General features: G+C 67.6%; 23 protein-coding genes. 22 read left to right on the forward strand and 1 reads right to left on the reverse strand.

Going from position 1 to position 25,117, the window contains the following annotated elements:
* The first annotated feature begins 17 nt into the window (after window positions 1-17).
* From HPY67_12140 to HPY67_12245, 22 genes are all read left to right on the forward strand, one after another.
* Window positions 18-1,172: a response regulator gene (locus HPY67_12140; protein NPV05469.1), complete on the forward strand. Its 1,155-nt coding sequence runs from the start codon at window positions 18-20 to the stop codon at window positions 1,170-1,172.
* A gap of 66 nt (window positions 1,173-1,238) precedes the next feature.
* Window positions 1,239-1,658 carry an ATP-binding protein gene (locus HPY67_12145; protein NPV05470.1) on the forward strand — a complete coding sequence of 140 codons (420 nt, stop codon included), beginning with the start codon at window positions 1,239-1,241 and terminating at the stop codon, window positions 1,656-1,658.
* Window positions 1,659-1,712: 54 nt separating this feature from the next.
* Window positions 1,713-2,015, forward strand: a complete 303-nt coding sequence (locus HPY67_12150; GenBank protein ID NPV05471.1) for an STAS domain-containing protein — start codon at window positions 1,713-1,715, stop codon at window positions 2,013-2,015.
* 247 nt (window positions 2,016-2,262) lie between these two features.
* Entirely contained in the window at window positions 2,263-3,279 is a 1,017-nt protein-coding gene (locus HPY67_12155; GenBank protein ID NPV05472.1) for an HlyD family efflux transporter periplasmic adaptor subunit, read from the forward strand.
* A 199-nt stretch (window positions 3,280-3,478) separates the two neighbouring features.
* Window positions 3,479-4,240 carry an ABC transporter ATP-binding protein gene (locus tag HPY67_12160; GenBank protein ID NPV05473.1) on the forward strand — a complete coding sequence of 254 codons (762 nt, stop codon included), beginning with the start codon at window positions 3,479-3,481 and terminating at the stop codon, window positions 4,238-4,240.
* Window positions 4,221-4,982, forward strand: coding sequence for an ABC transporter ATP-binding protein (locus tag HPY67_12165; protein NPV05474.1), 762 nt, complete (start codon window positions 4,221-4,223; stop codon window positions 4,980-4,982). The genes HPY67_12160 and HPY67_12165 overlap by 20 nt, the downstream gene beginning before the upstream one ends.
* 3 nt (window positions 4,983-4,985) lie before the next feature.
* Window positions 4,986-6,140 (forward strand): ABC transporter permease, encoded by a 1,155-nt coding sequence (locus HPY67_12170; GenBank protein NPV05475.1) that lies wholly within the window; start codon window positions 4,986-4,988, stop codon window positions 6,138-6,140.
* Between the two features lies 1 nt (window position 6,141).
* Window positions 6,142-7,263 carry an ABC transporter permease gene (locus tag HPY67_12175; protein NPV05476.1) on the forward strand — a complete coding sequence of 374 codons (1,122 nt, stop codon included), beginning with the start codon at window positions 6,142-6,144 and terminating at the stop codon, window positions 7,261-7,263.
* Window positions 7,264-7,404: 141 nt separating this feature from the next.
* Window positions 7,405-8,802 (forward strand): TolC family protein, encoded by a 1,398-nt coding sequence (locus HPY67_12180; protein NPV05477.1) that lies wholly within the window; start codon window positions 7,405-7,407, stop codon window positions 8,800-8,802.
* A 100-nt stretch (window positions 8,803-8,902) separates the two neighbouring features.
* Entirely contained in the window at window positions 8,903-9,268 is a 366-nt protein-coding gene (locus HPY67_12185) for a hypothetical protein (protein ID NPV05478.1), read from the forward strand.
* Between the two features lie 81 nt (window positions 9,269-9,349).
* Complete coding sequence (locus tag HPY67_12190) at window positions 9,350-11,221, forward strand: hypothetical protein (protein NPV05479.1); 1,872 nt, start codon at window positions 9,350-9,352, stop codon at window positions 11,219-11,221.
* Between the two features lie 226 nt (window positions 11,222-11,447).
* Window positions 11,448-13,058: a citramalate synthase gene (locus HPY67_12195; protein NPV05480.1), complete on the forward strand. Its 1,611-nt coding sequence runs from the start codon at window positions 11,448-11,450 to the stop codon at window positions 13,056-13,058.
* A 259-nt stretch (window positions 13,059-13,317) separates the two neighbouring features.
* Entirely contained in the window at window positions 13,318-14,577 is a 1,260-nt protein-coding gene (gene leuC, locus HPY67_12200) for a 3-isopropylmalate dehydratase large subunit (GenBank protein NPV05481.1), read from the forward strand.
* A 142-nt stretch (window positions 14,578-14,719) separates the two neighbouring features.
* On the forward strand, window positions 14,720-15,220 hold the full coding sequence (locus HPY67_12205) for a 3-isopropylmalate dehydratase small subunit (protein ID NPV05482.1): 501 nt from the start codon (window positions 14,720-14,722) through the stop codon (window positions 15,218-15,220).
* Between the two features lie 41 nt (window positions 15,221-15,261).
* Window positions 15,262-16,332: a 3-isopropylmalate dehydrogenase gene (locus HPY67_12210; protein ID NPV05483.1), complete on the forward strand. Its 1,071-nt coding sequence runs from the start codon at window positions 15,262-15,264 to the stop codon at window positions 16,330-16,332.
* 208 nt (window positions 16,333-16,540) lie between these two features.
* Complete coding sequence (locus tag HPY67_12215; GenBank protein NPV05484.1) at window positions 16,541-17,317, forward strand: ABC transporter permease; 777 nt, start codon at window positions 16,541-16,543, stop codon at window positions 17,315-17,317.
* A gap of 7 nt (window positions 17,318-17,324) precedes the next feature.
* Window positions 17,325-17,990 (forward strand): hypothetical protein, encoded by a 666-nt coding sequence (locus HPY67_12220; protein ID NPV05485.1) that lies wholly within the window; start codon window positions 17,325-17,327, stop codon window positions 17,988-17,990.
* Between the two features lie 23 nt (window positions 17,991-18,013).
* Window positions 18,014-18,961: an MCE family protein gene (locus HPY67_12225; protein ID NPV05486.1), complete on the forward strand. Its 948-nt coding sequence runs from the start codon at window positions 18,014-18,016 to the stop codon at window positions 18,959-18,961.
* A 7-nt stretch (window positions 18,962-18,968) separates the two neighbouring features.
* Window positions 18,969-19,895 (forward strand): tetratricopeptide repeat protein, encoded by a 927-nt coding sequence (locus HPY67_12230; protein NPV05487.1) that lies wholly within the window; start codon window positions 18,969-18,971, stop codon window positions 19,893-19,895.
* Window positions 19,896-19,968: 73 nt separating this feature from the next.
* Complete coding sequence (locus HPY67_12235; protein ID NPV05488.1) at window positions 19,969-20,856, forward strand: sugar kinase; 888 nt, start codon at window positions 19,969-19,971, stop codon at window positions 20,854-20,856.
* 9 nt (window positions 20,857-20,865) lie between these two features.
* A complete protein-coding gene (locus tag HPY67_12240; protein ID NPV05489.1) occupies window positions 20,866-21,807 on the forward strand; it encodes an ADP-ribosylglycohydrolase family protein in 942 nt (313 codons plus the stop codon).
* Between the two features lie 59 nt (window positions 21,808-21,866).
* The gene (locus HPY67_12245) at window positions 21,867-23,441 is read left to right on the forward strand and encodes an FAD-dependent oxidoreductase (protein ID NPV05490.1); all 1,575 of its coding nucleotides are present in this window, start codon (window positions 21,867-21,869) and stop codon (window positions 23,439-23,441) included.
* A gap of 54 nt (window positions 23,442-23,495) precedes the next feature.
* Here the strand turns inward: HPY67_12245 and HPY67_12250 are convergent, their stop codons facing one another.
* Window positions 23,496-25,091 (reverse strand): ATP-dependent DNA ligase, encoded by a 1,596-nt coding sequence (locus HPY67_12250; GenBank protein NPV05491.1) that lies wholly within the window; start codon window positions 25,089-25,091, stop codon window positions 23,496-23,498.
* Between the last annotated feature and the right edge of the window lie 26 nt (window positions 25,092-25,117).

The following is a 25,117-nucleotide window of genomic DNA, read 5'->3' on the forward strand; positions in this document are numbered from 1 at the left end:
CCGCAAAGGATCGCGGCATGTCATCAGAACATCGGAACGGGACGGCGGAAGCCGGCGCACACAAGGGAACGGTCCTCATCGTCGACGATCACCCGGTGAACATCCGGCTCCTCGAGAAGATCCTGGGTGCCGCGGGCTACCGGACGCTGGCGGCCGAAAACGGGCCGGACGGGCGGGCCCTGGCCGCCGGCCGGCAGCCGGATTTGATCCTGCTGGACATCATGATGCCCGGCGAGAGCGGGTTCGAGTCCTGCGAGAAGCTCAAGCGGGACCCGCAGACGGCCCACATCCCCGTCGTCTTCCTGTCGGCCAAGGCCGACACGGAGAGCAAGGTCACGGGGCTCAACCTCGGCGCCGTGGACTACATGACCAAGCCCTTCGACAAGAAGGAGGTCCTCGCGCGGGTGGGCCGCCACCTCGAGACGCGGGACGCCTACCGCAGCATCATCGAGCTGCAGGCGGCCAAGCTCAGGCAGGTCCACGAGGCCCAGCAGGCGATTTTGACCCGGCCGGTGGAATTCCCCGAGGCCGCCTTCGGCGTGAGCTACACCCCCATCATCGAGGCCGGCGGGGATTTCTACGACGTCTTCCCCGTGGGGGACGGGACCTTCGGCTACTTCGCCGCCGACTTCAGCGGGCACGACATCCGGGCCTCGTACAACACCTTCGCCCTCAAGGCCCTGATCAGCCAGAACACGGGGCCGCAGATCCCCCCGCAGGAGACGATGCAGGTCATCAACCGCGTCTTCATGAGCCTCATGAAGAACGGCGAGCACCTGACCGGCGTCTACGCGCGGCTCGACCGGCCGGGGTCGGAGCTCACCGTGGTCAACGCCGGCCACCTGCCGGTGCTGCACCTCTCCCGGGAGGGCGAGATCCGGACCCTGGCCGCCGAGGGCGACATCCTGGGGGTCTTCGAGGACGTCCTGTTCAAGCCCCTGCGCGTGCCGGTCCGCGCGGGCGAGCGGTTCTTCCTCTACACGGACGGACTGCTCGAGGTCTTCGGGGAGGACCCGCGCGGCCGCGAGGAGGGGATCGACGCGCTCATGGCCTGCTGCGCCGAGACGAGGGAGCTGCCGATCGGCAGGGCCGTCGACGAGATCGTTTCCCTGATCTGCCCGGACCGGGGGCGGCTGCAGGACGACGTGCTGCTGCTCGGCGTGGAGGTTTGACGGCCCCGGAGCCATCGGGACCGGTTCTTGCAAAGACAGTGGAGTCGGAACGCAGGGTCGGGCTGCATGGACATCTATGACGTCACCAGGGCTCCGGGGAGCCTGGAGATCTTTTTCTCGCCGAAGCTCCGGCACATCGACCGGGCAGGCGAGGAGACGGAGCGGTTCCTCGAGGAAAACGCGGCGGGGGTCAGCCCCTTCGGCGTGCTGCTCGTCATGCGGGAGGCCCTGACCAACGCGGTGCTCTACGGGAGCCGCCACGAGGAGGACTCGAAGATCCGCTACAGCCTGCGCCTCGCCGCCGGGACGCTCACCATGGAGGTGGAGGACGACGGCGACGGCTTCGACTGGCGGAGCCGGTCGGCCGAGGTGCCCGACATCGAGTCGGAGTCCGGCCGGGGGATGGCGATCATGACGGCCTACGCCTCCGGCTTTCGATACAACGACAAGGGGAACCGCCTCGCCGTCTTCTGGCATTGCCCGTGACGGCCCGGGACCCCGTGAGCATCCGTCAAGCCCAACGAACAGACAGGAGGTTTCATGGAAAACGCCATCCAACAGCCGAAGCAGACGCTCATCGCCCCGGGCAGGGACATCGTCGCCTCCTATGCCCAGGAGCTGCGGCGCAACCTGTGGTCGCTCATCGAGGACGGGGTCACGGACGTGACGATCGACCTGTCCGGCGTGCAGATGATCGACTCCATCGGTCTCGGGGTCCTGATCGCGGCCCACAACTCGCTCAAGAAGAAGCAGGGCCGGCTCGCGATCATCCACGTCTCCAAGGAGATCCTGGGCCTGCTGAAGACGATGCGCCTCGACCGCCACTTCGACATCCGGGAATAGCGAAAGACGCGGCGGGGCCGGACGCTCCGCCCGGCCCCGGCCGAGACACCCCTGCGGGTGCGCCGCGCGTGCCCGCAGGGGAGCGCGCCGGCGGCGCGCCGCCTTCCCGCTCACCCTTGTCCTTTCCCTGTCCTTCTTGACATCCCCGACGCGTTGGTGCATCTAGGTTCAGTCCCCGGGGTTCCGGACGGCCGCCTGCGGTCCAGCCGCTCGCCGGCGTGACGCCTGTCTGCGAAGGAGGGTCCCGTTGAAAAAGAAAAAGATCATCATCGGCGCGTTCGCGGCCCTGCTCCTCGGGGCGGGTCTCATGGTCTGGTTCGGCCAGCAGGGCCTGAGGAAAGACGGCCTGTATTACTCGGGGACGGTCGAGGCCTCAACCATCTCGAACCTCTCCTTCCAGGTCGGCGGCAGGGTGCTGAAGGTGCACGTCACGGAGGGACAGCGCGTGGAGAAAGACCAGCCCCTCGCGGAGCTCGACGGCGTCGAGTTCGAGGCGGCCCGCGATCAGGCGAAGGCGGCCCTCGAACGCTCGGAGCGGAGCCGGGACCAGGCCTCGGCGATCCTGGAGGTCTACCGCAGGACCCTGCCCGACGACGTGGCGCGGGCCGAGGCCGTCGCCGCCTCCGCCCGCGACGTGCTGGCGGAAGCGCAGTCGAACAAGGAGCGCTACGATGCGCTCTATGCCCGCGCCGTCGTCTCGAAAAAGGAGTGGGAGGCGGTCAAGCTCCACTACGACACGGCGCGCTCCCGGCTCGCGGAGGCCGAGGCGGCGCTGCGGCAGGCCAGAGGCAACCTCGGGAGGATCGGGGCCGCCGAGAGGGAGGTGGAGGCGGCCCGCGCCCAGGCCGCGGCGTCGAAAGCCGCGCTCGAGCAGGCCCGCATCCAGCTCGAACGGACGACGCTCCGGGCCCCCTTTGCGGGGATCGTGACGAGCCGCAACATCGAGCCGGGCGAGGTCGTGACCCCGACCCGCCAGGCCCTGACGCTCTCCGATCTGTCCTCCGTCAAGGTGAAGATCTACGTCGGCGAGACGGAGATCGGAAACGTCAAGCCGGGGCAGAAGGCCGAGGTGAGGGTCGACAGCCTCCCCGGCAAGACCTTCGAGGGCACGGTGACGTTCATCGCGTCGGAGGGGGAGTTCACCCCGAAGATCATCCAGACCCGCAAGGAGCGCGTGAAGCTCGTCTATCTCGTGGAAGTGACCGTGCCGAACCCGAACCTGGAGCTCAAGACGGGCATGCCGGCGGATGTGTGGTTGAAGTGAACAGGGTGTCGCAACAGGTTTTCTCGTCGAATGGACGTGTTCAGACCGCTCTACGTCTTGCTGCGCTGCAGACGCAAAAACTCGCCCTTCGGGCTCAAACAGTTTGCGCTGCGGCCGCTTCGCTTCGACAAGAGCGGTTACCTGAAAACGCCCAACTTCGACTACAAAACCCTGCCGCGACACCCTCTGAGGCGGGGTGATGGTGCAGGGCAACCCCATCATTGAGGTCGAGAACGTCACCTGCCGGTTCGGGGCGGTCACGGCCGTCGACGGCGTGACGCTGTCGATCGGGGAGGGGACGGTCTTCGGTCTCGTCGGCTCCGACGGCGCGGGCAAGTCGACGCTGCTGCGCGCGATGGCCACCATGATCGCGCCGAGTGCCGGCCGCGTCGTCTTGGCCGGGCTCGACGCCGTCTCGGACCGGCAGGAGGTGAAGCGTCTCATCGGGTACATGCCGCAGCGCTTCGGCCTCTACCCGGATCTGACCGTCGACGAGAACCTGGCCTTCTTCATGGACATCTTCGGGATCCCCCGCGCCGAGAGAGCGGATCGGCGGCAGCGGTATCTCGGCTTCTCCAATCTCCTGCCCTTCGCGGACAGGCCGGCGGGCAAGCTCTCGGGAGGCATGAAGCAGAAGCTGGGGCTTGCCTGCGTGCTGGTGCACGAGCCCCGGATCCTTCTCCTCGACGAGCCGACCAACGGGGTGGACCCCGTCTCCCGCCGGGAATTCTGGGAGATCCTGCTCGAGATGAAGCGGACGGGCATGACGATCGTCGTCTCGACGGCGTACCTCGACGAGGGGGAGCTGTGCGACCGGCTCGCCCTCATGCACCGGGCGCGCATCCTGGCCGAGGGGTCGCCCGGCGAGATCCGGGCCTCCTGCGCGAGCCTGGAGGACGCCATGATCCGCCGCATCGAGGAAACGGAAGGGGCACGGGACCATGCCGGCACCCGCAACTGAGATCGTCTCCGTGCGAGACCTGGAGAAACGGTTCGGCGATTTCGTCGCCGTCGACCGCGTCAGCTTCTCCATCGGCCGGGGGGAGATCTTCGGGTTCCTGGGCCCCAACGGCGCCGGCAAGTCGACCACCATCCGCATGCTCTGCGGCATCATCACCCCCTCGTCGGGAACGGGGCAGGTCGCCGGGTTCGACGTGGTCCGGCAGTCCGAATCGATCAAGCAGACGATCGGCTACATGTCGCAGAAGTTCTCCCTCTACGAGGACCTCACGCCGGCGGAGAACATCCGCTTTTACCTGGGGATCTACAACGTGCCCGAGGGGCAGTGGGAGGAGAGGACCCGCTGGGCCCTCGAGACCGCCGGGCTCGAGGAGATGCGCGACCGGCTCACCCGGGAGCTGACGCCCGGGTGGCGGCAGCGGCTGGCCCTGGCCTGCGCGCTTCTGCACCGGCCGGAGATCCTCTTCCTCGACGAGCCCACCTCCGGCGTCGACCCCATCGCGCGGCGTCGTTTCTGGGCGTTCATCCGGGGGCTTGCCCGCGAGGGGGTCACGGTGTTCGTGACGACGCACTACATGGACGAGGCCCTGCACTGCGACCGCATCGTCATGATCAACGAGGGGAGGATCGTCGCGATCGGGACTCCCGGCGAGATCGTCGCGGAGGCCTGCCCGGGGGAGCCGGGAGCGACGCTCAACGATGCGTTCATCCGGCTGATGACGAGACACAGGCGACAGGCATAAGGCATGAGGCTTCAGGCGATGCGGATCCACCCCCGAAACGTGCAGGCCGTGGCCCGGAAGGAGTTCTACCACATCGTCCGGGACTACCGGAGCCTCTACATGGCCTTCGCACTGCCGCTGCTGCTCATCCTGCTGTTCGGCTACGCGCTTTCGCTGGACGTGGACAACGTCAAGGTCGTCATCGTCGACCACGACCGCACGGCGCTCTCCCGCGATTTCGCGAGCCGCCTCGACGCCTCGCCCTACTTCGACCTGGTGAGCCATCTGCCGGACGACCGGCAGGCGGCGGCGTGGCTCGACGCCGGCCGCGCGACGATCGCGCTCGTCATCCCCCCGCGCTGGACCGAGGCAATCCGCTCGAACCGCGATGCGCCCCTGCAGGTCCTGATCGACGCGAGCGACCCCAACATCGGGTCGATCTCCCGGGGCTACATCACCTCCTTCGTCGAGCGGTACAACGCGCAGCTGCTGGCCGATTTCCTGGCCCGGCAGGGCCTGGAGACGCTCCACCCGCCCGTCGAGGGGCGCGTCCGGGTCTGGTTCAACGAGGACCTCGAGAGCCGGAACTTCATCGTGCCCGGCATCATCGCCGTCATCATCATGATCGTGGGCGCCATGCTGACCTCCCTCGTCATCGCCCGGGAATTCGAGAACGGCACCATGGAGACGATCCGGTCCCTGCCGATCAACGCCCTCGAGTTTCTCACCGGGAAGGCCATCCCCTACTACCTCATCGCCATGACGGACGTCCTCGTGGCGCTCGTCATGGGGCAGCTGCTCTTCGGGGTCGTCATGAAGGGGAGCTTCTGGCTGATGATCCTGGCCTCGTCGCTCTACCTCTCGGTGGCGCTCGGAATCGGGCTCTTCATCTCGGTCGCCACGAAATCCCAGCTCGTGGCCAACCAGATCGCGCTGCTCGTCTCGTACCTTCCCGCGCTGCTGCTCTCGGACTTCGTCTTCCCCGTGGAGAACATGCCCGTCATGCTCCAGTTCGTCACGCGGATCGTCCCGGCGACGTACTACATCGACATCCTCAACGGCCTGTTCCTGCGCAATGTCGGGATGGCCTATCTCTGGCCGAGCTTCGCGGTGCTGCTCGTCATGTTTCTCGCGAGCGCCGCCCTGGCCGTGGGCAGGATGAGAAGGGAGGGGCTGTAGGATGAACCGGGTCCGCATCCGCGAGATCGTCCGCAAGGAGTTCATCCAGCTCTTCCGGGACCGCAAGAACAGGCCGATCCTCGTCGTCATGCCGTTCATCCAGCTGCTGGTCTTCGGCTATGTCGTCTCCACGGACGTCCGGGACATCAAGGTGGGGCTGCTCGACCAGTCCCGGTCGGCCGAGAGCCGTCTCGTGAGCCAGGCCTTCGAGGGGAGCCCCTTCTTCCGCGTTACGCACCGGACGGACGACCCGCGGGAGTTGGAGGAACTCCTGCTGCGCCGGCGGGTGGATGTGGCCGTCAAGATCGGCCCGGATTTCAGCGAGCGCGTGCGCAGCGGCCGAACGGCCGCCGTCCAGGTGCTGGCCGACGGGAGCATGAGCAACCTCGCGGGGGTGCGGATCGCCTACACCCTGCAGGTCCTCGAGAGGCTCAACCAGGCGTTCATCCGCGAGCTCCTGCCCCAGCGGATCGAGTACGGCCGCATCGACGCGCGGGTGCGGACCTGGTACAACCCGAACCTGGAGAGCCGCGACTTTTTCGTCCCCGGGATCGTCGCCGTCCTGATCATGATCATCTCGCTGCTCTTCACCTCCATGGCCATCATCCGCGAGAAGGAAGTCGGGACGATGGAGCAGCTCATCGTCACGCCCATGCGGCCCCTCGAGCTCATCCTCGGCAAGACGATCCCCTACATCCTGATCTCGATCGCCCAGATGGTCGCCGTGACCCTCTTTGCCGTCTTCTGGTTCGACATCCCCATCCTGGGGAGCGCCGTTCTCATGTTTCTGGGGGTGTGCCTGTTTCTCCTGAGCACCCTCGGGATCGGGCTTTTCGTCTCCACGATCTCGGCGACGCAGCAGCAGGCCATGCTGACGACGTTCTTCTTCATCGTGCCCTTCTTCATGCTCTCGGGATTCGTGTTCCCCATCGACAACATGCCCGTCGTCGTGCAGTGGCTGACCTATCTCGACCCCCTGCGCTACATGCTGGTCATCATTCGGGGCGTCTTTCTCAAGGGGGTCGGCATGGACGTCCTCTGGCCGCAGTACGCGGCCCTGGCGATCCTGGGGGGCGCGGTGTTCGCGGGGGCCGTGGGGCGGTTCCGGAAGAGGCTGGATTAGCCGCCGCAGGCAGCAGGAAAAACCGAAGTGAGGAAGCTCAGAAGTTAAGAAGCGTGGAAGATCCGTCAGTATTCGTCTGGCCTGCAGTGGGTCCGAACTTCTCAACTTCCCAACTTCCTCGTTCATCATGAGGTGAGTATGATGAGCAGATGGATTCGCACGGGATGGATCGCCGTCATCATCTGGACGCTGATCCCTGCCGGTGTTACGGGGGCGCAGGAGGGTGCGGCGCCGATGACGCTGGAGGAGAGCATCGCCATCGCCCTCAGGCAGAGCGTCGCCGTCCGGTCGGCGCGGGAGGGGGTCTCCGCGGCGGAGGCGAGACGCAAGGAGGCCTTCACGGGGTTTCTCCCCAAGCTGAGCACCTCGTACAACTACACGCGGCTCAACGAGGACCCCTTCGTCCGGCTCGCCCCGCCCGCGGGCGATGTCATCACGGGGACGGAGAACAACCACACCTGGTCCCTCGATGCCCGGCAGCCCCTGTTCACGGGCGGCCGGGTCACGGCCAACTACGGCATCCAGCGCCTGGGGGTCGACGCCTCGAGGCAGGAGGAGCTCGGGGCCGTGCAGGACACCGTGCTGGAGGTGAAGCGGAGTTATTTCACCATCCTCAAGGCGAAGCGGCTGGTCGGCGTGGCCAGGCAGTCCGTCGAGCAGCTCGAGGCCCAGAGGGACCTGGCAAAGAGTTTCTACGAGGTGGGGATCGTGCCGCGCAACGACTACCTGCAGGCCGAGGTGCGGCTCGCCGACGGCATGCAGGGGCTCGTCCGGGCCGAAAACCGCCTGCTGGAGGCCAAGGCCCGCTTCAACACGGTGCTGCGCCGGCCCATCGACGCGCCCGCCGACGTGGAGGACATCCTCGACTACAGCCCCGACGACAGACCCTTCGAGCAGTGCCTGAACACGGCCCTCGAGAACCGGCCCGAGATCCGGCTCTACGCCGCGAGGGTGGGACAGGCCGAAAAAAGGGTCAAGGTCGCGGAGAGCGAGTTCTTCCCCTCGCTCAACCTGGTCGGCAGCTACCAGCGCTACGGCGACAGCCCCGGTCTGAACGGCTCGAAGTACCGGGACCCCGAGAACTGGTCCGTCGCGGCCGTGGCGACGTGGGACCTCTGGGAGTGGGGGCGCACGAAGTATGCCCGCGATGCGGCCCTGAGCCAGGAGAAGCAGGCCCGCACCGCGCTCGAAGGCGTCAGGGACCAGGTTGCCCTCGAGGTGAAGAACGCCTGGCTGGCCGTCAGGGAGGCCGAGAAACTCATCGCCGTGACGGAGAAGTCGACCGAGCAGGCCGAGGAGAACTACCGGATCAACCAGGAGCGTTTCCGCGAGCAGGTCTCGCGGATGACGGACGTCCTCGACGCCCTCACGCTGCTGACCGCGGCCCGCGCCTCCCGGTCCAATGCCCTGAGCGATTACCGCATCGCGCAGGCCGCCCTCGAGCGCGCCATGGGGGTGATCTGGAAGGAGGGGGACAGGCAACAGGCGGCAGGTGACAGGTCACAGCTGCAGGGGATGTCCGATGAGCGGAAAAAATGACGGGGAACGCGCAGCGGCCGGTCGACTGATTTCGTTCAAGAAAATGCTTTTATGGACGATACTTTTCATTGCGGCGGTGTTGCCCGGCCTCGGATGTTCCTTGAAAGGCCCGGAGATTGCAAAGGAACCCATGGTGGGAGGGCCCTGCGAATACAGCTCCTATCCGGGGCAGGCCGAGATCGTCTCGGTGGACCCCTCCGCGGCCGCGGGCGGGCGGTTCGACGTGCGGTTCCGCTTCATTCCCGACGGGGACGTCAAGGAACCCCTGGGGAAGGCGGCGCTCGAGAGGACCTTCTCCCTCCTGCCGGAACGGGAGATGCCGCCCGACGGGGCCTTCGTCGAGACATTCGACATCCGGCCGGGAAAGCGCTACCCCTCCACGCTCAGGGTGATCACGCGGGGGACCTGCACGCCGGCCCTGTTCGACTTCCCCTCGCTGAAGACGGGCGATCAGCTGCCCCGCTGAGGCGGATTCGCGCCCGGGCCCTGTTGAGAATCGTCGGAAGCGTGCCCGCGGCCGCAGTCACCCGCACACAGGACATGCCCCATGAGAAAAACCCGGATCGGCCTTTCGTCAACTCTTGCAGTCCTACTGATTCTATTCGTCTCCACGGCCTTTGCAGACGAGATCACGCAGGTCAGGGCCGCCATTGCGGCAAAACAGGCCCGTTGGCAGGCCGGTGAGACGTCGATGACGCGGCTGAGCCCGGCGGTGAGACGTGCACGCCTGGGCCTCGTCAAGCCCGTGCTGGCGGCCGGGGCCGAGGTCATGGTCATGGCGGAGCCTCCCGTCGTGGGTGCCCCCCCGAGCCTTGACTGGCGAAGCAACGGCGGCAACTTCGTTACCCCCGTCCGAGACCAGGGCGCCTGCGGCAGCTGCTGGGCCTTCGCCACGACGGCAGCCCTCGAGTCGTCGATCCTGCGCGCGGAAAATACGCCGGGAGTCGATCTCGATCTCTCGGAGCAGGTCCTCATATCCTGCGGGATGTCGGGCAGCAACGACGCGGGCAGCTGCGGGGGCGGCGTGATTCAATATGCCTCCGACTACATCCGCGACACGGGGCTTCCCCTGGAGACCTGCTACCCCTACGCGGCGACCGACGGCACATGCGGGAGCGCCTGCGGAGCGCGCAGTAGCGCAACGTACACCATAGCGAGCTGGGCGCATGTGACCACCACGTCGCCCACGGTGAGCGCGATCCGCGACGCGCTGGTGAGTTACGGCCCGCTCGTCACGACGATGGACGTGTACAGCGACTTCTATTCCTACACGGGCGGTGTTTACACCCACACGTCGGGGACTCTCGAGGGCGGGCATGCCGTTCTCATCGTCGGCTACAGCGATGCCGGCCAGTACTTCATCGTCAAGAACAGCTGGGGCACGGGCTGGGGGGAGTCTGGATATTTCAGGATCGCTTACTCTGAGATCAACAGCGTGGTCGAGTTCGGGTATTATACATTGCGGTACACGATTTCTCCTTGTAATTATCTGTCTCTGACGCCCAGCAGTCAGATGATGACGGATGGATCCGGGGCAGGCGTTTTCACCCTGGCAACACGAAGCGGCTGCGCATGGTCTGCCCAGAGCGGCGCGGCTTGGCTTTCGACGTCCTCCAGCGGCACAGGAAACGGGACGGTCAATTATTCTGTAGCCGTGAACACGGCAGCCAAATCCAGATCAAGTTTGGTGAGCGTTGCAGGCCGAAAAGCCACCGTCACCCAGGCCGGCGTCCCGCCGACGATCACGGGCCGAAACCCCGCGAGCGGGGCGACCGGGGTGGCCGTCGATACGCCCATCACGGTAACCTTCAGCGAGACGATGAATCCCGCAACTATTCATTCCTCGTCCTTCAGGCTCGCCCAGGGCGGCTCTGCGGTTTCGGGGACGGTGAGCCCCGGTTCGCTCAGCGCCGCAATCACCCCGTCGAGCAGCCTGGCGCCGGGGACGACCTACACGGTGACCGTCACGACGGCCGTGCAGGACGACGAGGGGGTGGCGTTGGCATCGGAGAATTCCTGGAGCTTCACCACCGCCGGCACGCCGCCCGTCACGGGCAGCGGCGGGGGCGGGGGAGGCGGCGGGTGCTTCATCGCCACGGCGGCCTTCGGCTCGGCGATCGAGCCCCGGGTGGCCGCGCTCCGGGAATTCCGGGACGTCTACCTGCTGCCCTCCACGTCGGGCAGGGCCTTCGTGGAGCTCTACCGCGTGCTGTCGCCGCCCCTGGCGGACCGCATCGCCTCCGACGAGGGCCTGCGGGCGGCGGTGAGGGCCGTGCTTGCGCCCGTTGCGGACGCCGGCGATGCCCTGCTGGGCGCGGGAACCCGGACCGTCGGGATCTGCGGCTGGCTGGGCGCCGCAGCCGTCCTGCTCTGCGGCGCCGGGAGGAGAAAAACACCGCCCCGGAAAAAAAGTCATTGACAAACGAAGCGGCACGCTTTATGCTCGGCCAACTTTCAGAGGTTTCGCGTTCCACATGAAGAGCATCATCGGCATCATCATCCCCATTATTATCGACATAATCGGCATACGTCCGGGCGGCGTAGGGGGCTGATGATGGCTTGATGTAAGAAGCGGAAGGAATCCATAGAATCCGTTATCAGGCTCCCTGGTAACGGATTTTTTATTGTGAGGGGGACGACGGAAGATGGACAAGAGAGCGGTTCTGATCTACGACACGACCCTGCGGGACGGCACCCAGGGCGAGCAGGTCAACTTCACGGCCGAGGAAAAGCTGCGCGTGGCACGGCGCCTCGACGAGTTCGGGATCGCCTACATCGAGGGGGGCTGGCCCGGATCGAACCCGAAGGACATGCGTTTCTTCGAGCTGGCCCGCCGGGTGAAGTTCAAGAACGCCAGGCTCGCCGCCTTCGGGAGCACGCGAAGGGCCCACACCGCGCCCTCCGAGTGCCCCAACGTGCAGGCCCTGCTCGAGGCGCAGACGCCGACGGTGACGATCTTCGGCAAGAGCTGGGATTTCCACGTCCGCGAGATCCTGAAAATCTCCATGAAGGAGAACCTCGCCATGATCGGCGAGACGGTCGCCTACCTCAAGTCGAAGAAGAAGGAGGTCATCTACGACGCCGAGCACTTCTTCGACGGCTACCGGGCCAACCCCCGCTACGCCCTCCAGACGCTCGAGGCGGCCTTTGCGAACGGCGCCGAGATGATCGTGCTGTGCGACACCAACGGCGGGACCCTGCCCACGGAGATCGCCCGCGCGGTGGACGAGGTCGCCGCCGTCATTCCGCGGGAGCGCCTGGGCATCCACACGCACAACGACGGGGGGCTGGCGGTGGCCAACTCGCTGGCGGCCGTCGAGCGCGGCGTGCGCATGGTCCAGGGGACGATCAACGGATACGGGGAGCGCTGCGGCAACGCCGACCTCGTGCCGATCATGGCCAACCTGGAGCTCAAGATGGGCAAGCCCTGCCTGCCCGAGGGCGCCCTGAAGGACCTCACGCGGCTGTCGCTCTTCGTGAGCGAGATCGCCAACATCACCCCCCTGAACTCGAGGCCCTTCGTGGGCCGCAGCGCCTTCGCCCACAAGGGCGGCGTCCACGTGCACGCCGTGCTCAAGAACACCGGGGCCTACGAGCACATTCCGCCCGAGCTCGTCGGCAACCACCGCCGGGTCCTCGTCTCGGACCTCTCCGGCAGGAGCAACATCGAGTACAAGGCCGCGGAGCTGGGCCTCTCGCTGGGCGACGACGACACGCGGAGCCGCCGGATCGTCGAGGAGATCAAGCACATGGAAAACGAGGGCTACAGCTTCGAGGCCGCCGAGGGGTCGCTCGCCCTCATCATCCGCAAGGCCACGGGCGAGTTCGAGGAACCCTTCCACCTGGAGTGCTTCCGCGTGATCAACGAAAAGCAGGGCAACGAGCCCTCGCGCTCCCAGGCCCTCATCAAGGTGATCGTGGGCCGGGAAACGGAGATCACCGCGGCCGAGGGCAACGGCCCGATCAACGCCCTGGACAACGCCCTGCGCAAGGCCCTCCTGAAGTTCTACCCCGAGCTCAACCGCATGCATCTCACCGATTTCAAGGTGAGCATTCTCGAGGGCAGCGAGGGCACGGCGGCGAAGGTGCGCGTCTTCATCGAGTCCCGCGACGACAAGGACATCTGGAGCACCATCGGGGTCTCCGAGAGCGTCATCGAGGCCAGCTGGCTAGCCCTGGTGGACAGCATCCAGTACAAGCTGAGCAAGGACAGGCTGAACCGCAACGGGAAGGAAGCGAGGAAAGCAGTGGCCTAAGGGGCTTCTGCCCTCAAACGATGAAGCGGCATTCGTCCCGCCAATAGACGGTTTCGGACCGCTCTAACGCTTGCTTCACTGCAGGCGCAAAAACTCGCCCTTCGGGCTCAGACAGTTTGCGCTGCGGCCGTTTCGCTTCGCGAAGAGCGGTTACCCGAAACGCGTCTAACCTGGCGTTTCAGAATACCGCTTCATCGGACCCAACGAGAACAGGATTCGGGCTGCAGCCCGTGTCGTACTGCCGAGTGGAGAAATGCCCATGCCCATGACAATTACGGAAAAAATACTGGCCCGGCACGCCGGGCTCGAGAGCGTCGCCCCCGGCGACCTCATCGAGGCGAAGGTGGACCTCGCCTTCGCGCACGATTTCACGGCCCCCATCGCCATCCAGGTGTTCAGGCAGATCGGCGCCCCGAGGGTTTTCGACCGAAGGCGGGTCGCCCTCGTGGCCGATCACTTCGTGCCCAACAAGGATATCGCCTCGGCCGAGCAGGCGAAGCTCATGCGGGAGTTCGCCCGGGAGCAGGACCTCGAGCTCTACTACGAGGTCGGCGAGGCCGGCATCGGCCACGTGCTCCTGCCCGAGCAGGGGCTCGTCGTGCCCGGCCAGCTCGTCATCGGGGCCGACAGCCACACCTGCGCCTACGGGGCCCTCGGGGCCTTCTCCACCGGCGTGGGGAGCACCGACTTCGCCGCCGTGATGGCCACGGGCGAGATCTGGCTGCGCGTCCCCCCGACGATCCGCGTTGAGTACACGGGGAGCCTGCGCCCGCTGGTGGGCGGCAAGGACCTGATCCTGCGCCTCATCGGCGAGATCGGCGTCGAGGGGGCGCTGTACGCCGCGCTGGAGTTTTGCGGGGACGTCGTCGCCGGGCTCTCCATGCCGCACCGGTTCGCCATGGCGAACATGGCCGTCGAGGCGGGGGCGAAGAACGGCATCATCGAGCCCGACGGGACCACGAAGGCCTACGTGCAGGGCCGGGCCCGCTGGGAGCCCCTGTACCTCGCCAGCGACGCCGGGGCGCGGTACGAAAGGACGATCACGATCGACGTGAGCGCTATGGAGCCCCAGATCGCGTTCCCGCCGTCGCCCGCCAACGTCCGGCCCGTGTCGGAGGCGAAGCACGTCACCCTGGACCAGGTCTTCATCGGTTCCTGCACCAACGGCTGGCTCGAAGACCTGCGGGACGCGGCGAGGGTCCTCAAGGGCCGGAAGAAGGCGAAGGGCCTGCGCCTGATCGTCATCCCGGCGTCCCCGACCATCTTGAGGGAGGCGACGAAGGAAGGGCTCGTCGAGACCTTCCTCGAGGCCGGTGCCGTGGTCGGGCCGCCCTGCTGCGGGCCCTGCCTCGGCGGCCACATGGGCATCCTCGCCTCGGGCGAGCGCGCGCTGGCCACGACGAACCGCAACTTCGTGGGCCGCATGGGCCACCCGAAGAGCGAGGTGTACCTGTGCAACCCCTCCATCGCGGCGGCCTCGGCCGTTCTGGGGCGGATCGGGAGCCCCGACGAGTTGTAGCCGGGGCAGACACGACAAGAAATCACCGATGGGCTTCCGGATGCGGGTCTCGGGGTTCGGGACGGGAAGGCAGGATCCCCTTCTTCAATCCTCAAGCCTGTTGCCCGATGCCTGAAGCCTGCATCGACTGCAAGGAGATGCCATGAGGTACGAAGGAAGAGCCTGGAAGTTCGGCGATGACGTGGACACGGATCTCATCATCGCGGCCCGCTACTGCAACGTGTCCGACGGGGCCGCGCTGGCGAAGCACGCCTTTGCCGACGCAAGACCCGAATTCGCCGCGTCCGCCGCGGAGGGCGACGTCATCGTGGGGGGGCGGAACTTCGGCTGCGGCTCGTCCCGCGAGCATGCCCCCATCGCGATCAAGGCGGCGGGGGTCCGGGTGATCGTCGCGAAGAGCTTCGCGCGGATCTTTTACCGCAACGCCTTCAACATCGGGCTGCCGCTCCTCGAGTCGGCCGAGGCCGCCGAGGACATCCAGGACGGGGACCGGCTCGCCGTGGACCTCGTCGCGGGGCGCATCGAAAACCGGACGCGCGGGACGTCCTACAGCGCCCGGCCGATCCCGCCCTTCATGGAGCAGCTGATCCGGGAAGGCGGGCTCGTGGAGTACATCCGGAAGGAAAAGCTCGCCAGGCGGTGAGCGAGAGACAAGTCACGAAAAATTCTGACGGGAGACGAAGCATGAAGACCTACAACATCGGAGTCATCCCCGGCGACGGCACGGGGCCCGAGGTCGTCGCCGAGGCCATCAAGGCCCTCAAGGCCATCTCGGATGTCGAGGGAATCGAGTTCAACCTGACGCACTACGACATCGGCGGGGAGCGCTACCTGGCCAAGGGGGACCTGCTGCCGGACTCCGTCCTGGCGGAGCTTCGGGGCATGGACGCCTCGCTGCTGGGCGCCATCGGCCATCCCGGCGTGCGGCCGGGGATCCTCGAGACGGAGATCCTGCTGAAGATGCGCTTCGAGCTCGACCTCTACATCAACCTGAGGCCCGTCGTCCTGCTTCCCGGGGTCTGGACGCCGCTCAGGGACAAGAATCCCGGAGACATCGACTTCGTCGTCGTGCGGGAGAACACGGAGGGGCTCTACGCCGGCAGCGGGGGCTTCCTGCGCAAGGGCACGGCGGCCGAGGTGGCCGTGCAGGAGTCGGTGAACACCCGCAAGGGCGTCGAGCGCTGCATCCGCTACGCCTTCGAGCACTGCCGCAGGCGCAACCGGAAGAAGAAGCTCACCCTCTGCGGCAAGACGAACGTCCTGACCTATGCCTGGAACCTCTGGGAGAGGGTCTACAACGAGGTGGCGAGGGAGTACCCCGACGTGCAGACCGACTACGCCCACGTGGACGCGATCTGCATGTGGATGGTGAAGAACCCCGAGCTCTTCGACGTCATCGTGACGGACAACATGTTCGGAGACATCATCACCGACCTGGGCGCCATGATCCAGGGGGGCATGGGGATCGCCGCGGGGGGCAACATCAACCCGGAGCCCGGCCAGACGGCGATCTTCGAGCCCATCGGCGGGTCAGCACCGAAGTACGCCGGAACGAACAAGATCAACCCCCTGGCGGCGATCTGCTCCGTCCAGATGATGCTCGAGTTCCTCGGCGAGACGACCGCCGCCGGCGTCCTTCTCGACGCCGTGAAGAAGGTCATCGCCAACGACCTCAAGAGCATGGATGCCGGGAAAATGGGGTACGGGACTCGGGAGGTGGGGGATCTCGTGGTCAAGTACATCCTCGAGCCCTGAGGCGGCAACAGGAGGCCCGGTTCGCCGGGCCTTTTTTCTGCGTGCGGCCCTGCCGGGCCGGCAGGCTTTCCCCGCGCTGCCTCTCCCGGCCCCGTGCGCACGGGCCCTTGCGGGGCGGCCCGAGACTTCAGGATTGACGAACCCGGGCCTTTCGTCTAAAGTTTTTTGACATTGACGATCGGGGCGGAATGCCCGGGAGGCCGATTCGGTGCGGGACTACGCAGGGTATCTGGGCAGGCAGACCGTGGACCGGTTGAACCGATACGCAGACCAGTCCGCGCTCTTCTGGCGCATCCTGCGCCAGATCGTCGTCAACCCCAGGGCCGGCCGCCGGCTGCGCATGCGGATCGTCGTCGAGCAGATCTATTTCACGGCCGTCGAGGCCCTGTGGATCGTCATCCCCATCTCGCTGCTTCTCGGCAGCATGATGATCCTGCAGTTCGCGGGCATCGCCGCCCAGCACGACCTCGGCAAGATCACCGTGGCCCTTCTCATCCGGGAGTTCGGCCCCCTGGTCACGGCACTGGTGGTCATCCTCCGGTCCGCCACGGCGGTGACGATCGAGACGGGCTACATGAAGGTCCTGCGCGAGATCGAGGCCCTGGAGCTCCAGGGCGTGGACCCCCTCGACGTCCTGTTCGTGCCCCGCATGATCGGGATCACCGTGTCCCTCTTCTGCCTGATCACCATCTTCTGCATCCTCGCCGTGCTGGGGGGGTACGCCATCGCCTGGGCGCTGACGACCCTGCCCCTGCAGAACTTTCTGTCTCAGATCGGCAAGGCCATCGAGCCGCGCGACATCGCGGCGGTTGCGCTCAAGGCCCTCTTCTTCGGCGCGGGGATCACCGTGATCTCGCTGCACTACGGCCTGGCGGTCCGCAGCGGCATCACGGAGCTCCCCGTGGCGACGTCGAGGGGGGCCGTGGCATGCCTTTTTTACTGCCTGGCGGTGAATTTCGCGCTCTTTGCCGCCCTGTTCCTGTAGGTTCCCCATGGCGCTGATCGAGCTCAGAGATTACGCGCACACGCCCACGGGCCGGGGGAAGGGGCTGGAGAAGTTCTCCTTCACGCTCGCGCCGGGCGACGCCTACAGCCTGCACGCCGACCGGATCGACGACGCCCATCTCTTCCTGCGGGCCCTGGCGACCCTCGAGCCTCCGGAGGAGGGGAGCTACCGGTTCAACGGCGAGGAAGTGGATTTCACGAGACGCCGGCGGCTCCTGGCCGTCCGCAGGAAGATCGGCTACCTCGGCGTCGATGCCGCCCTGATCAGCAACCGATCGCTGAGAACGAACCTGCTGCTCGGCCGGTACTTCCACGAGAACAGGCTCGATCTGACCCTGAGCGAGGACGTGCTTTCCCTGTGCCGTCTTTTCGGCATCGAGGAAAAGCTCGACCTCCGCCCCGCGCAGGTTGCGCCGGAAGATGCCCGGGCGGCCGTGATCGTCCGGGAGATGACGAAGGGGGCCGAGGTGTTTCTCATCGAGCAGGCCTTCGTCGCCCTGCCGCGCCTGGCGGCGGAGCTCTACATCGGGATGATCCGGGAGAGGGTCGATTCGGGTGTCCCCTGTGTCTACTATGCCGGGCTGACAGAGTACGACCGCCTGTTCAAGAAGCGGGACATCTACATCCGGGAGGGCGTCCTGAGCGTCGTCTGAGCGCCGTCCCGTTTGGGGGAGTCATGGAACTGAAATTCAGCGGCATGGATCGCGTCGTCGGCATCTTCATCATCGCCGTCGTCGCCCTCATGGTAGGCTCCGTGGTCCTCCTCGGCAGGGGCAAGGACTGGTTCCGGCCGACGGTGACGTACTACGCGCTGTTCAAGGAGAATTACAATTTGTCCCCGGGCTCGCCCGTGAAGCTCTACAAGGCCGAGATCGGGAAGGTGAAGGACGTCACGCTCGTCGGGGACGCCGTCCGCGTGCGGCTCTCCATCTTCGATGAGTTCCGCAACCGGTTCCGGGAAGACACGGTGGTGACCGTCGAGAGCCCCACCCTCATCGGGTCCGAATACGTGGCCGTGCGGCCGGGCAAGCCCGAGAGCCGGCTCATCGAGCCCGAGGGGACGGTCAAATCCGAGGAGAAGAGGACCCTCTCGGAGATCCTGGCGGAGTACGAGGTGGAGGAGACGGCCAAGCGCCTGACGGAAACCATCCGGAACCTCGCCGACATCGTCGAGGAACTGCGGGATCCCGAGGGGCCGCTGTTCCGGTCCCTGAACAGCATCGAGAGAAACCTGAAAAACGTGGAAGCCGTCACGAACGATCTCCGGGAAGGCAAGGGGACGGCGGGACGGCTCCTGCGCTCCGAGGAGCTCATCGACCGGCTCAACACGTCGATGGAGCGGCTGGACAACGTGCTGCAGGGCCTCGAGGGAGCCGCGCCCGAGGTGACGGCGAACCTGAAGGAGAGCATGGAGAAGATCCGGGAGATCACGGTCAATCTCGAGAGGGGAAGCCGCGACGTGCCCGCCGTCATCCGGACGACGAAGAGAGGCGTCGAGGAGATCCGGGAGGGTCTCGACGAGATCAACCGCGTCGTGCAGGCAATCCAGAAAAACCCCCTGGTTCGCGGGAATCTCCCCCCGAAACCCGAGGGGAAAGATCTCGACGCCGGCCTGAGGAAGTGAGACAGCCATGAAAACGGTCCACTGCTGCCTGTTGTCCGTCCTGGTGATCCTCGCGGCGTCCTGCGGCGGGAAGAAGGACGCCGTGGTGCCCAGGCACGTCAGCGCCGGCGCCGAGCAGATCGCCAAGGGGATGCCCTTTTCCGAGCGGGGCTGCTACGCCAGGGCCCTGGAGCATTTCTCCCGTGCCCAGGAACTCTGCACCGCCGTCGGGGACAGCCGCTGCATGGCCATGAGCGCGAACAACATCGGTGTCGCCTACCGTGCCATGGGGGAGGCCGGGGCGGCCATCCCCTTCTTCGAGGATGCCCTGCGCCTCTACAGGCGCCTCGGGGACCCGGGACACGTGCGGCAGACGCTGTCGAACCTGGCGGCTGCGCAGGTCGACGCGGGGGATTACGCATCGGCCGGGAAGAACATCGACGAGGTCCTGGGGATCGAGGCCCCGCCCAAGCCCTTCGTCCCCGCCATGACGGTGAAGGGGATCCTGCTGGCCAGGCAGGGGGACCTCAAAGGGGCCGAGGCGACGCTGCGGGAAGCGCTCGGCGAGATCCGCCGCAGAGACCCGGAAGGCGGGGCGGCGGCCCATTCCGCGATGGGCGAGGTTCTCCTCGGGCAGGCCCGCTACGGCGAGGCCGTCCCCTTTTTTGAGAAGGCTCTTGCCCTCGACCGCAAGGCGGGGTTCTACAGGGGGATCGCCGACGGCTTCGCCGCCCTGGGCCTCTGCCACGCCGGTATGAAAGACGACGTCTCGGCCGTGCATGCCTGGGAGCAGAGCGTGCGGATCTACGCCCTGCTGGGCATGCAGGAAAAGGTCAAGTCGACGATGGCGCTGCTGGAGGAGGCGGCAAAACGCTCGAACCGCGACATCGGGCTCACCCGTGCCCTCGCGGAGCGCTGGCTCAGGGGGGAGATGACGGGGAGCCTCTGCGAGTGATGCCGCAGGCGACTCGTCTCTCCCGCGACCCACTCCTCCGGTATTCCAATATTCCAACCCACACGAGGAAGCCATGGACGTCTTCGGCCTCGGCCAGTGTTCCCTCGACTACCTCGGGCGGATCCCCGCCTGGCCCGAACCGGACACGAAGCGCGAGTTTTTCGACATGGTCATCCAGGGGGGCGGGCCCGTTGCCACGGCCCTCGTCGCCCTGTCGCGCTGGGGGCTCGCCTGCCATCTTGCGGGCGTCACAGGCGACGATCCCTTCGGGCGGCAGATCGCCCGGTTTCTCCGGGACGAGGGCGTGGACGTGTCGGGCCTCGTCGAGAGGCCGGGACAGCGCTCGCAGTTCGCCTTCATCGCCGTAGAGCCCGGGGGGCGGAGGACCATCTTCTGGCAGAGACCGACGGGCGAGGCGCTCAGGCCCTCGGAGGTCCGGATGGACGTGCTCCGCGCCTGCCGCGTCCTGCACACCGACGGGCTCTTCATCGAGGCCTCCCTTGCCGCAGCGGCCGAGGCGAAGCGGCAGGGACTCCTCGTCGCCGTCGACGCGGGCACCCTGCGGGAAGGGATGCTCGAGCTGGCCCGCGCAAGCGACTGCTTCGTCGCCTCCGAGTCCTTCGCCCGGGCGCTTGTCGGCGGGGACGACCCCCTGGCGGCCTGCAGGAAAATCCTCGAGTTCGGCTGCCGGATCGCCGGCGTCACCCTGGGGGCGAGGGGCTATGCGGCGATGTTCGACGGGCGGTCGATCGTGAAGCCCGCCTATGCCGTCGAGGCCGTGGACACGACGGGTTGCGGCGATGTCTTCCACGCCGGCCTCACCTACGGCCTCGCCCTCGGATGGGACCCCGGGAAGAGCTTCGACCTGGCGGCCTGGGCGGCGGCGCAGGTGGCGACCCGCATGGGCGGGCGGGCGGGGATCCCGTCCATCGACGCTCTGCTGCGAAAGGGCTACGGATAGGGATTGCCCATGGAGAGGCTGCTTTCGAAGTTCATCGGGGCCCTGGTCGGGGGCGCCCTGGGAGATGCCATCGGGGAGAAGGCCTTTCGATGCGCGGGGCGCGAGGCCCTCCTGGAGGCGATCGCCGGCGCCGGCGTCCTGCGCTGGACGGACGACACGGCCATGTCGATCGGCCTGGCCGAGTCGATCTGCGACAGGGGCGGGATCGACCCGCAGCACCTGGGAGACACGTTTAGGCGCCGTTACGGGCAGGAGCCCTGGCGGGGCTACGCCTCGGGCCCGCCGGCGGTCTTCGCCGCCGTGGAGTCGGAGGGGCTGTCCTACGAGGAGGCGGCGAGAACGCTCTTCGGCGGCAGAGGCTCCCTGGGCAACGGGGCGGCCATGCGGGTCGCCCCCGCGGGCCTCTTCTATCACGACGCCCCCGATCTCTACGAACGAGCGGCCGCCTCGGCGGCGGTGACGCACGCGCACCCCGTCGGCATCGACGGGGCCGCCGTCCTGGCCAAGGCGGTGGCCGTGGCCGCAACACTCGACCCGGCGAATGCGTTCCCGCAAGCGGAATTCCTCGAGACGCTCGTCGGCTTCTCCCGGACCCACGCGTTCTGGGGGAAGATCCGCCTGGTGCGCGAGCTGCTGCAGAAGGCGATCCCCCCGGGGGAGGCCGCGACGCGCCTCGGCCGGTCGGTGGCCGTTGACGAGTCCCTGCCCTTTGCCCTCTACGCCTTTCTCCTGCACCCGGGGTCCTACCGCGAATGCCTGCTGTGCGCCGTCCTCGAGCCCGGCGACCGGGACACCGTGGGCGCCATGGCCGGCGCCCTCTCCGGCGCCTATCTCGGTGTCGAGGCAATCCCCGCGGCATGGCGGGGAAAGCTCGAGGCCGGCCCGGCCATCGAAGAGCTCGCCCGCCGCCTCTTCCGCGCGTGGCGCGCCCCGCCATCCGTCCCCGGTTGACGGTCACGGGGAACTCCTGGTGGAAGGGATGAGCGCAGAGTAAAGGAACGCGTGTTGCCATGGTTGGACGGGTGATCATCATCGGGGCGGGACTTGCGGGATTGACGGCGGCCCTTGCCGCCCGGAAAGAGGGGGCGGCGGTGCTCATCGCCGACCGGGGCCCCATCGGCCTGGGGACAAACTCCGCCCTGGCCAACGGGGTCATGTCGGGCCCCTCGGAACGGTACGCAGCCGAGGACTACATCCGCGACACGCTCCGCGCGGGGTGCGGTCTCAACTGCGCCGCCCGGGTCAGGCTCACGGCCCGCGAGGCGCCGTCGGCCTTCCGGCTGCTGCGCTCCGTCGGGATCCCCATCCGGGAGCGTGGCGCCCAGCGGACGGTCGTGTCGCCCGACCCGTCGGTGATCCCCGGGGTGACCCTCATGCGGATGCTGGCGGATCACGTCCGCGGCCTCGACGGCGTCCGCTTCCTGCCCGGCTTCTGCGTGACGGAACTCCTTTGCCGCGACGGCCGCGCCTGCGGGATCCGGGGGTTTACCCGCAGGGGCGAACCGCTGCAGATCGAGGCGCCGGCCGTGATCCTGGCCACGGGCGGGGCCGGGGCCGTCTGGCGGCGGCACGACAACCAGAGGCGGATCATGGGGCAGGGCTATGCCCTGGCCGCACGGGCCGGCCTGGAGCTTCTGGACATGGAGTTCGTGCAGTTCTACCCCCTCGTGCTGGCCGAACCGGGGCTTCCGGCCCTCATCGTCTACCCGCCCTTTGCGCGCGAGGCGAGGCTCATCGGCGCCTCGGGCGAGGACATCCTCGAGAAACACGGCCTGGCCGACGTCAACGACGCGATCGTCAAGAAGCGCGATCGCTTCTCGGCCCTGCTCTTCGAGGAAGCGCAGGCAGGGGGCGTCTTTCTCGACCTCCGGGGCGTCCCCGCCGCGGCCTGGGGTGTCCACCCCCTGGCGATCTTCCGGCGGCTCCGCTTCCCCTTCCGGGAAAGGCCCGTCGCGGTGGCCCCCGCCGCGCATTTCATGATGGGCGGCGTGCGCGCCGCCGAGACCGGCGAGACGGCCCTCGCGGGGCTTTTTGCCTGCGGGGAGATCCTCTGGGGCCTGCACGGGGCCAACCGCCTGGGCGGCAATGCCCTGACGGAGTGCGTCGTCTCGGGGGCGCTCGCGGGCCGGTTCGCCGCGGAGCGGGCCCTGGCCGCGGCGCCCGCCCCGTCCTGGGGCCGGATAGCGGAGCCCGCGGCGAGGGCCGGCGGGGCGGCGACGGCGGCTCCATACCGGGAGATCCTGGCAAGCCTGCGGGATGCGGCCTGGGGCGGTGCCGGGGTCGTCCGGTCGGAGAATTCCATGCGCAAGGCCCTCTCGTTGCTCGACGCAATCGAGGATCGGCTCGACCGTCTTGCCCCGCAGTCCGTGCCGCAGAGGCTTGCGGACTTCGACCTGCGCGCCGGGGCCCTGACGCTGAGGGCCGTCCTCCAGGCAGGCCTCGCCAGGGAAGAGAGCCGGGGGAGCTTTCTGCGGAGCGACCGCCCTGCGCAGGACGACGGCCGCTGGAGGCGCAACTCCTGCCTGCAGTACGACGTGGCCGGCCGCCGGTTCACGGTGGGCGACCTTCCCGTGGAAGAGGACTGACGCGGGGCAAACAGGGGGATCGTTCGGGCCCCTGCCGCATCCCCGGTCGGGCGCTCAGTCGCTTTCCCCGCGAAGAATCGCCTCGAGCGACTCGAGGGAATCCGCCTCCTCCGGCGGCTTGTCCTTCCACCGCACGATGCGGGGCCTCTGCAGGGCGATGCCCGACTTGCGCCGTGCCGAGGGCTCCATGCCCTCGAAGGCGATCTCGAAGACGAGCTGCGGCCTGACGGCACGGACGGGGCCGAACCGTTCGAGGGTGTTGCGGCGGATGAAGGCGTCGATGCGCCCAATCTGCTCGGCCGTGAGCCCCTCCGCGATGCGGGCCACGGGGACGAGCCGTCCCCTGCGCCACAGGCCGAAGGTGTAGTCGGCCGCGCGATCCTCCCGCTCACCCTGCGCCGGCCGGGCATACAGCAGGACCGCATCGACCGTGCGGGGCTCGATTTTCCATTTCCACCAGCTGCCCCGGTGCCGACCGGCCTCGTAGGGCGAATCGAGCCTCTTGAGCACGAGGCCCGCGGCCCGCATGTCCCGGCAATGCCTGCGCCTCGCCGTCAGGTCCTCCCAGCTTTCGTCCGGCAGAGCGGGCGAGAGGAGACACCGCCCTTCCGGCCCGGGGGCTGCGAGAAGCCTCTCCAGGGCTTCCCTCCTCTCGTGCAGGGGCGATCGCCGGATATCGATGCCTCCCGATTCCAGCAGATCGAAGGCCATGAGGACCGCGGGGACTTCCTCGAGAAGCCGGCGCGTCGCAACGGTGCGCCCGACGCGTTTCTGCAGCAGGTCGCCGGGCAGGGGGCGCCCGTCCTTCCACGGCAGGACCTCCCCGTCGAGGACCGTCCCCTCGGGCAGGCTCCCTGCCTCCCCGGCAATCTCCGGGAATGCCCGGTTGAGCAGCTCGCCGCCGCGGGACCACAGGAAAACCGCCCCGCCGCGCTTGACGGCCTGGACCCGTATCCCGTCCCACAGCCACTCGGCGCACCACTGCCGCCTGGGGCCGAGGCCCCCGGGCATCCCGTCGAGCAGGCAGGCGAGGTGGAACGGGTAGGGCCGGCTGACCTCTGCGTCGCTGCCGTCGGCCGAGAGGAGACGGCGGAAGAAATCCGCCGACGGCTCCCAGGGGGCGAGGAGGCGGTGCGCGATGACATGCGCCTCGATGCCCGAGAGTTCGCCCAGCGCGCGGATGACCGTCTGCCTCGAGGCGCCGGCACGGAAGCCGCCCGCGAGCATCCGGTTCCAGACGAGGCGCTGCCGTTCGTCCATCTGCCGCCAGGTCTCCTCGACCCGCGCGCGGCAGCTCTCCCCGTCGGCGTCCTGCATCGGCAGCAGCCGCTCCTCCACCAGGGCCCGCAGGCCCGGCACGCCCGACCCTCCCGCCCACGGCACGACGAGGGCCATCGTCTCGGCCGAATCCCCCACCGCCTGCCGGCAGACGTCGAAGAGCCATTCGGGGATGTCCGCCGCCTCGCAGGCCCATTGCCGGAGACGCGCTGCCGCGACGGCCCGCCCGGTCCACTCGCCGAGCAGAAAGAACAGGGCCCACGCGGCATCCCCCGGCGGGGCCTCCGCGAAGTAGCGCCTCAGCGCCTCGACCTTCCGCGAGGTCTTCGTCGTCTCGTCGAGTTCGAAGCACAAATCGGTGAAGCGCTTCATGGCCACGAGGCAAGAGGCGGAGGCAC

The sequence above is a fragment of the Syntrophaceae bacterium genome (assembly GCA_013177795.1).
Taxonomy (GTDB): Bacteria; Desulfobacterota; Syntrophia; order Syntrophales; family UBA2192; genus UBA2192.

What these genes read in the sequence shown, in the direction of transcription:
- HPY67_12160 (NPV05473.1), top strand. Translation starts at nt 3,479, where the DNA reads ATGGTGCAGGGCAACCCCATCATTGAGGTCGAGAACGTCACCTGCCGG.
- HPY67_12220 (NPV05485.1), top strand. Translation starts at nt 17,325, where the DNA reads ATGGCGCTGATCGAGCTCAGAGATTACGCGCACACGCCCACGGGCCGG.
- HPY67_12140 (NPV05469.1), top strand. Translation starts at nt 18, where the DNA reads ATGTCATCAGAACATCGGAACGGGACGGCGGAAGCCGGCGCACACAAG.
- HPY67_12180 (NPV05477.1), top strand. Translation starts at nt 7,405, where the DNA reads ATGAGCAGATGGATTCGCACGGGATGGATCGCCGTCATCATCTGGACG.
- HPY67_12165 (NPV05474.1), top strand. Translation starts at nt 4,221, where the DNA reads ATGCCGGCACCCGCAACTGAGATCGTCTCCGTGCGAGACCTGGAGAAA.
- HPY67_12235 (NPV05488.1), top strand. Translation starts at nt 19,969, where the DNA reads ATGGACGTCTTCGGCCTCGGCCAGTGTTCCCTCGACTACCTCGGGCGG.
- HPY67_12210 (NPV05483.1), top strand. Translation starts at nt 15,262, where the DNA reads ATGAAGACCTACAACATCGGAGTCATCCCCGGCGACGGCACGGGGCCC.
- leuC (NPV05481.1), top strand. Translation starts at nt 13,318, where the DNA reads ATGCCCATGACAATTACGGAAAAAATACTGGCCCGGCACGCCGGGCTC.
- HPY67_12205 (NPV05482.1), top strand. Translation starts at nt 14,720, where the DNA reads ATGAGGTACGAAGGAAGAGCCTGGAAGTTCGGCGATGACGTGGACACG.
- HPY67_12250 (NPV05491.1), bottom strand. Translation starts at nt 25,091, where the DNA reads ATGAAGCGCTTCACCGATTTGTGCTTCGAACTCGACGAGACGACGAAG.
- HPY67_12240 (NPV05489.1), top strand. Translation starts at nt 20,866, where the DNA reads ATGGAGAGGCTGCTTTCGAAGTTCATCGGGGCCCTGGTCGGGGGCGCC.
- HPY67_12245 (NPV05490.1), top strand. Translation starts at nt 21,867, where the DNA reads ATGGTTGGACGGGTGATCATCATCGGGGCGGGACTTGCGGGATTGACG.
- HPY67_12195 (NPV05480.1), top strand. Translation starts at nt 11,448, where the DNA reads ATGGACAAGAGAGCGGTTCTGATCTACGACACGACCCTGCGGGACGGC.
- HPY67_12150 (NPV05471.1), top strand. Translation starts at nt 1,713, where the DNA reads ATGGAAAACGCCATCCAACAGCCGAAGCAGACGCTCATCGCCCCGGGC.
- HPY67_12190 (NPV05479.1), top strand. Translation starts at nt 9,350, where the DNA reads ATGAGAAAAACCCGGATCGGCCTTTCGTCAACTCTTGCAGTCCTACTG.
- HPY67_12170 (NPV05475.1), top strand. Translation starts at nt 4,986, where the DNA reads ATGAGGCTTCAGGCGATGCGGATCCACCCCCGAAACGTGCAGGCCGTG.
- HPY67_12230 (NPV05487.1), top strand. Translation starts at nt 18,969, where the DNA reads ATGAAAACGGTCCACTGCTGCCTGTTGTCCGTCCTGGTGATCCTCGCG.
- HPY67_12225 (NPV05486.1), top strand. Translation starts at nt 18,014, where the DNA reads ATGGAACTGAAATTCAGCGGCATGGATCGCGTCGTCGGCATCTTCATC.
- HPY67_12175 (NPV05476.1), top strand. Translation starts at nt 6,142, where the DNA reads ATGAACCGGGTCCGCATCCGCGAGATCGTCCGCAAGGAGTTCATCCAG.
- HPY67_12145 (NPV05470.1), top strand. Translation starts at nt 1,239, where the DNA reads ATGGACATCTATGACGTCACCAGGGCTCCGGGGAGCCTGGAGATCTTT.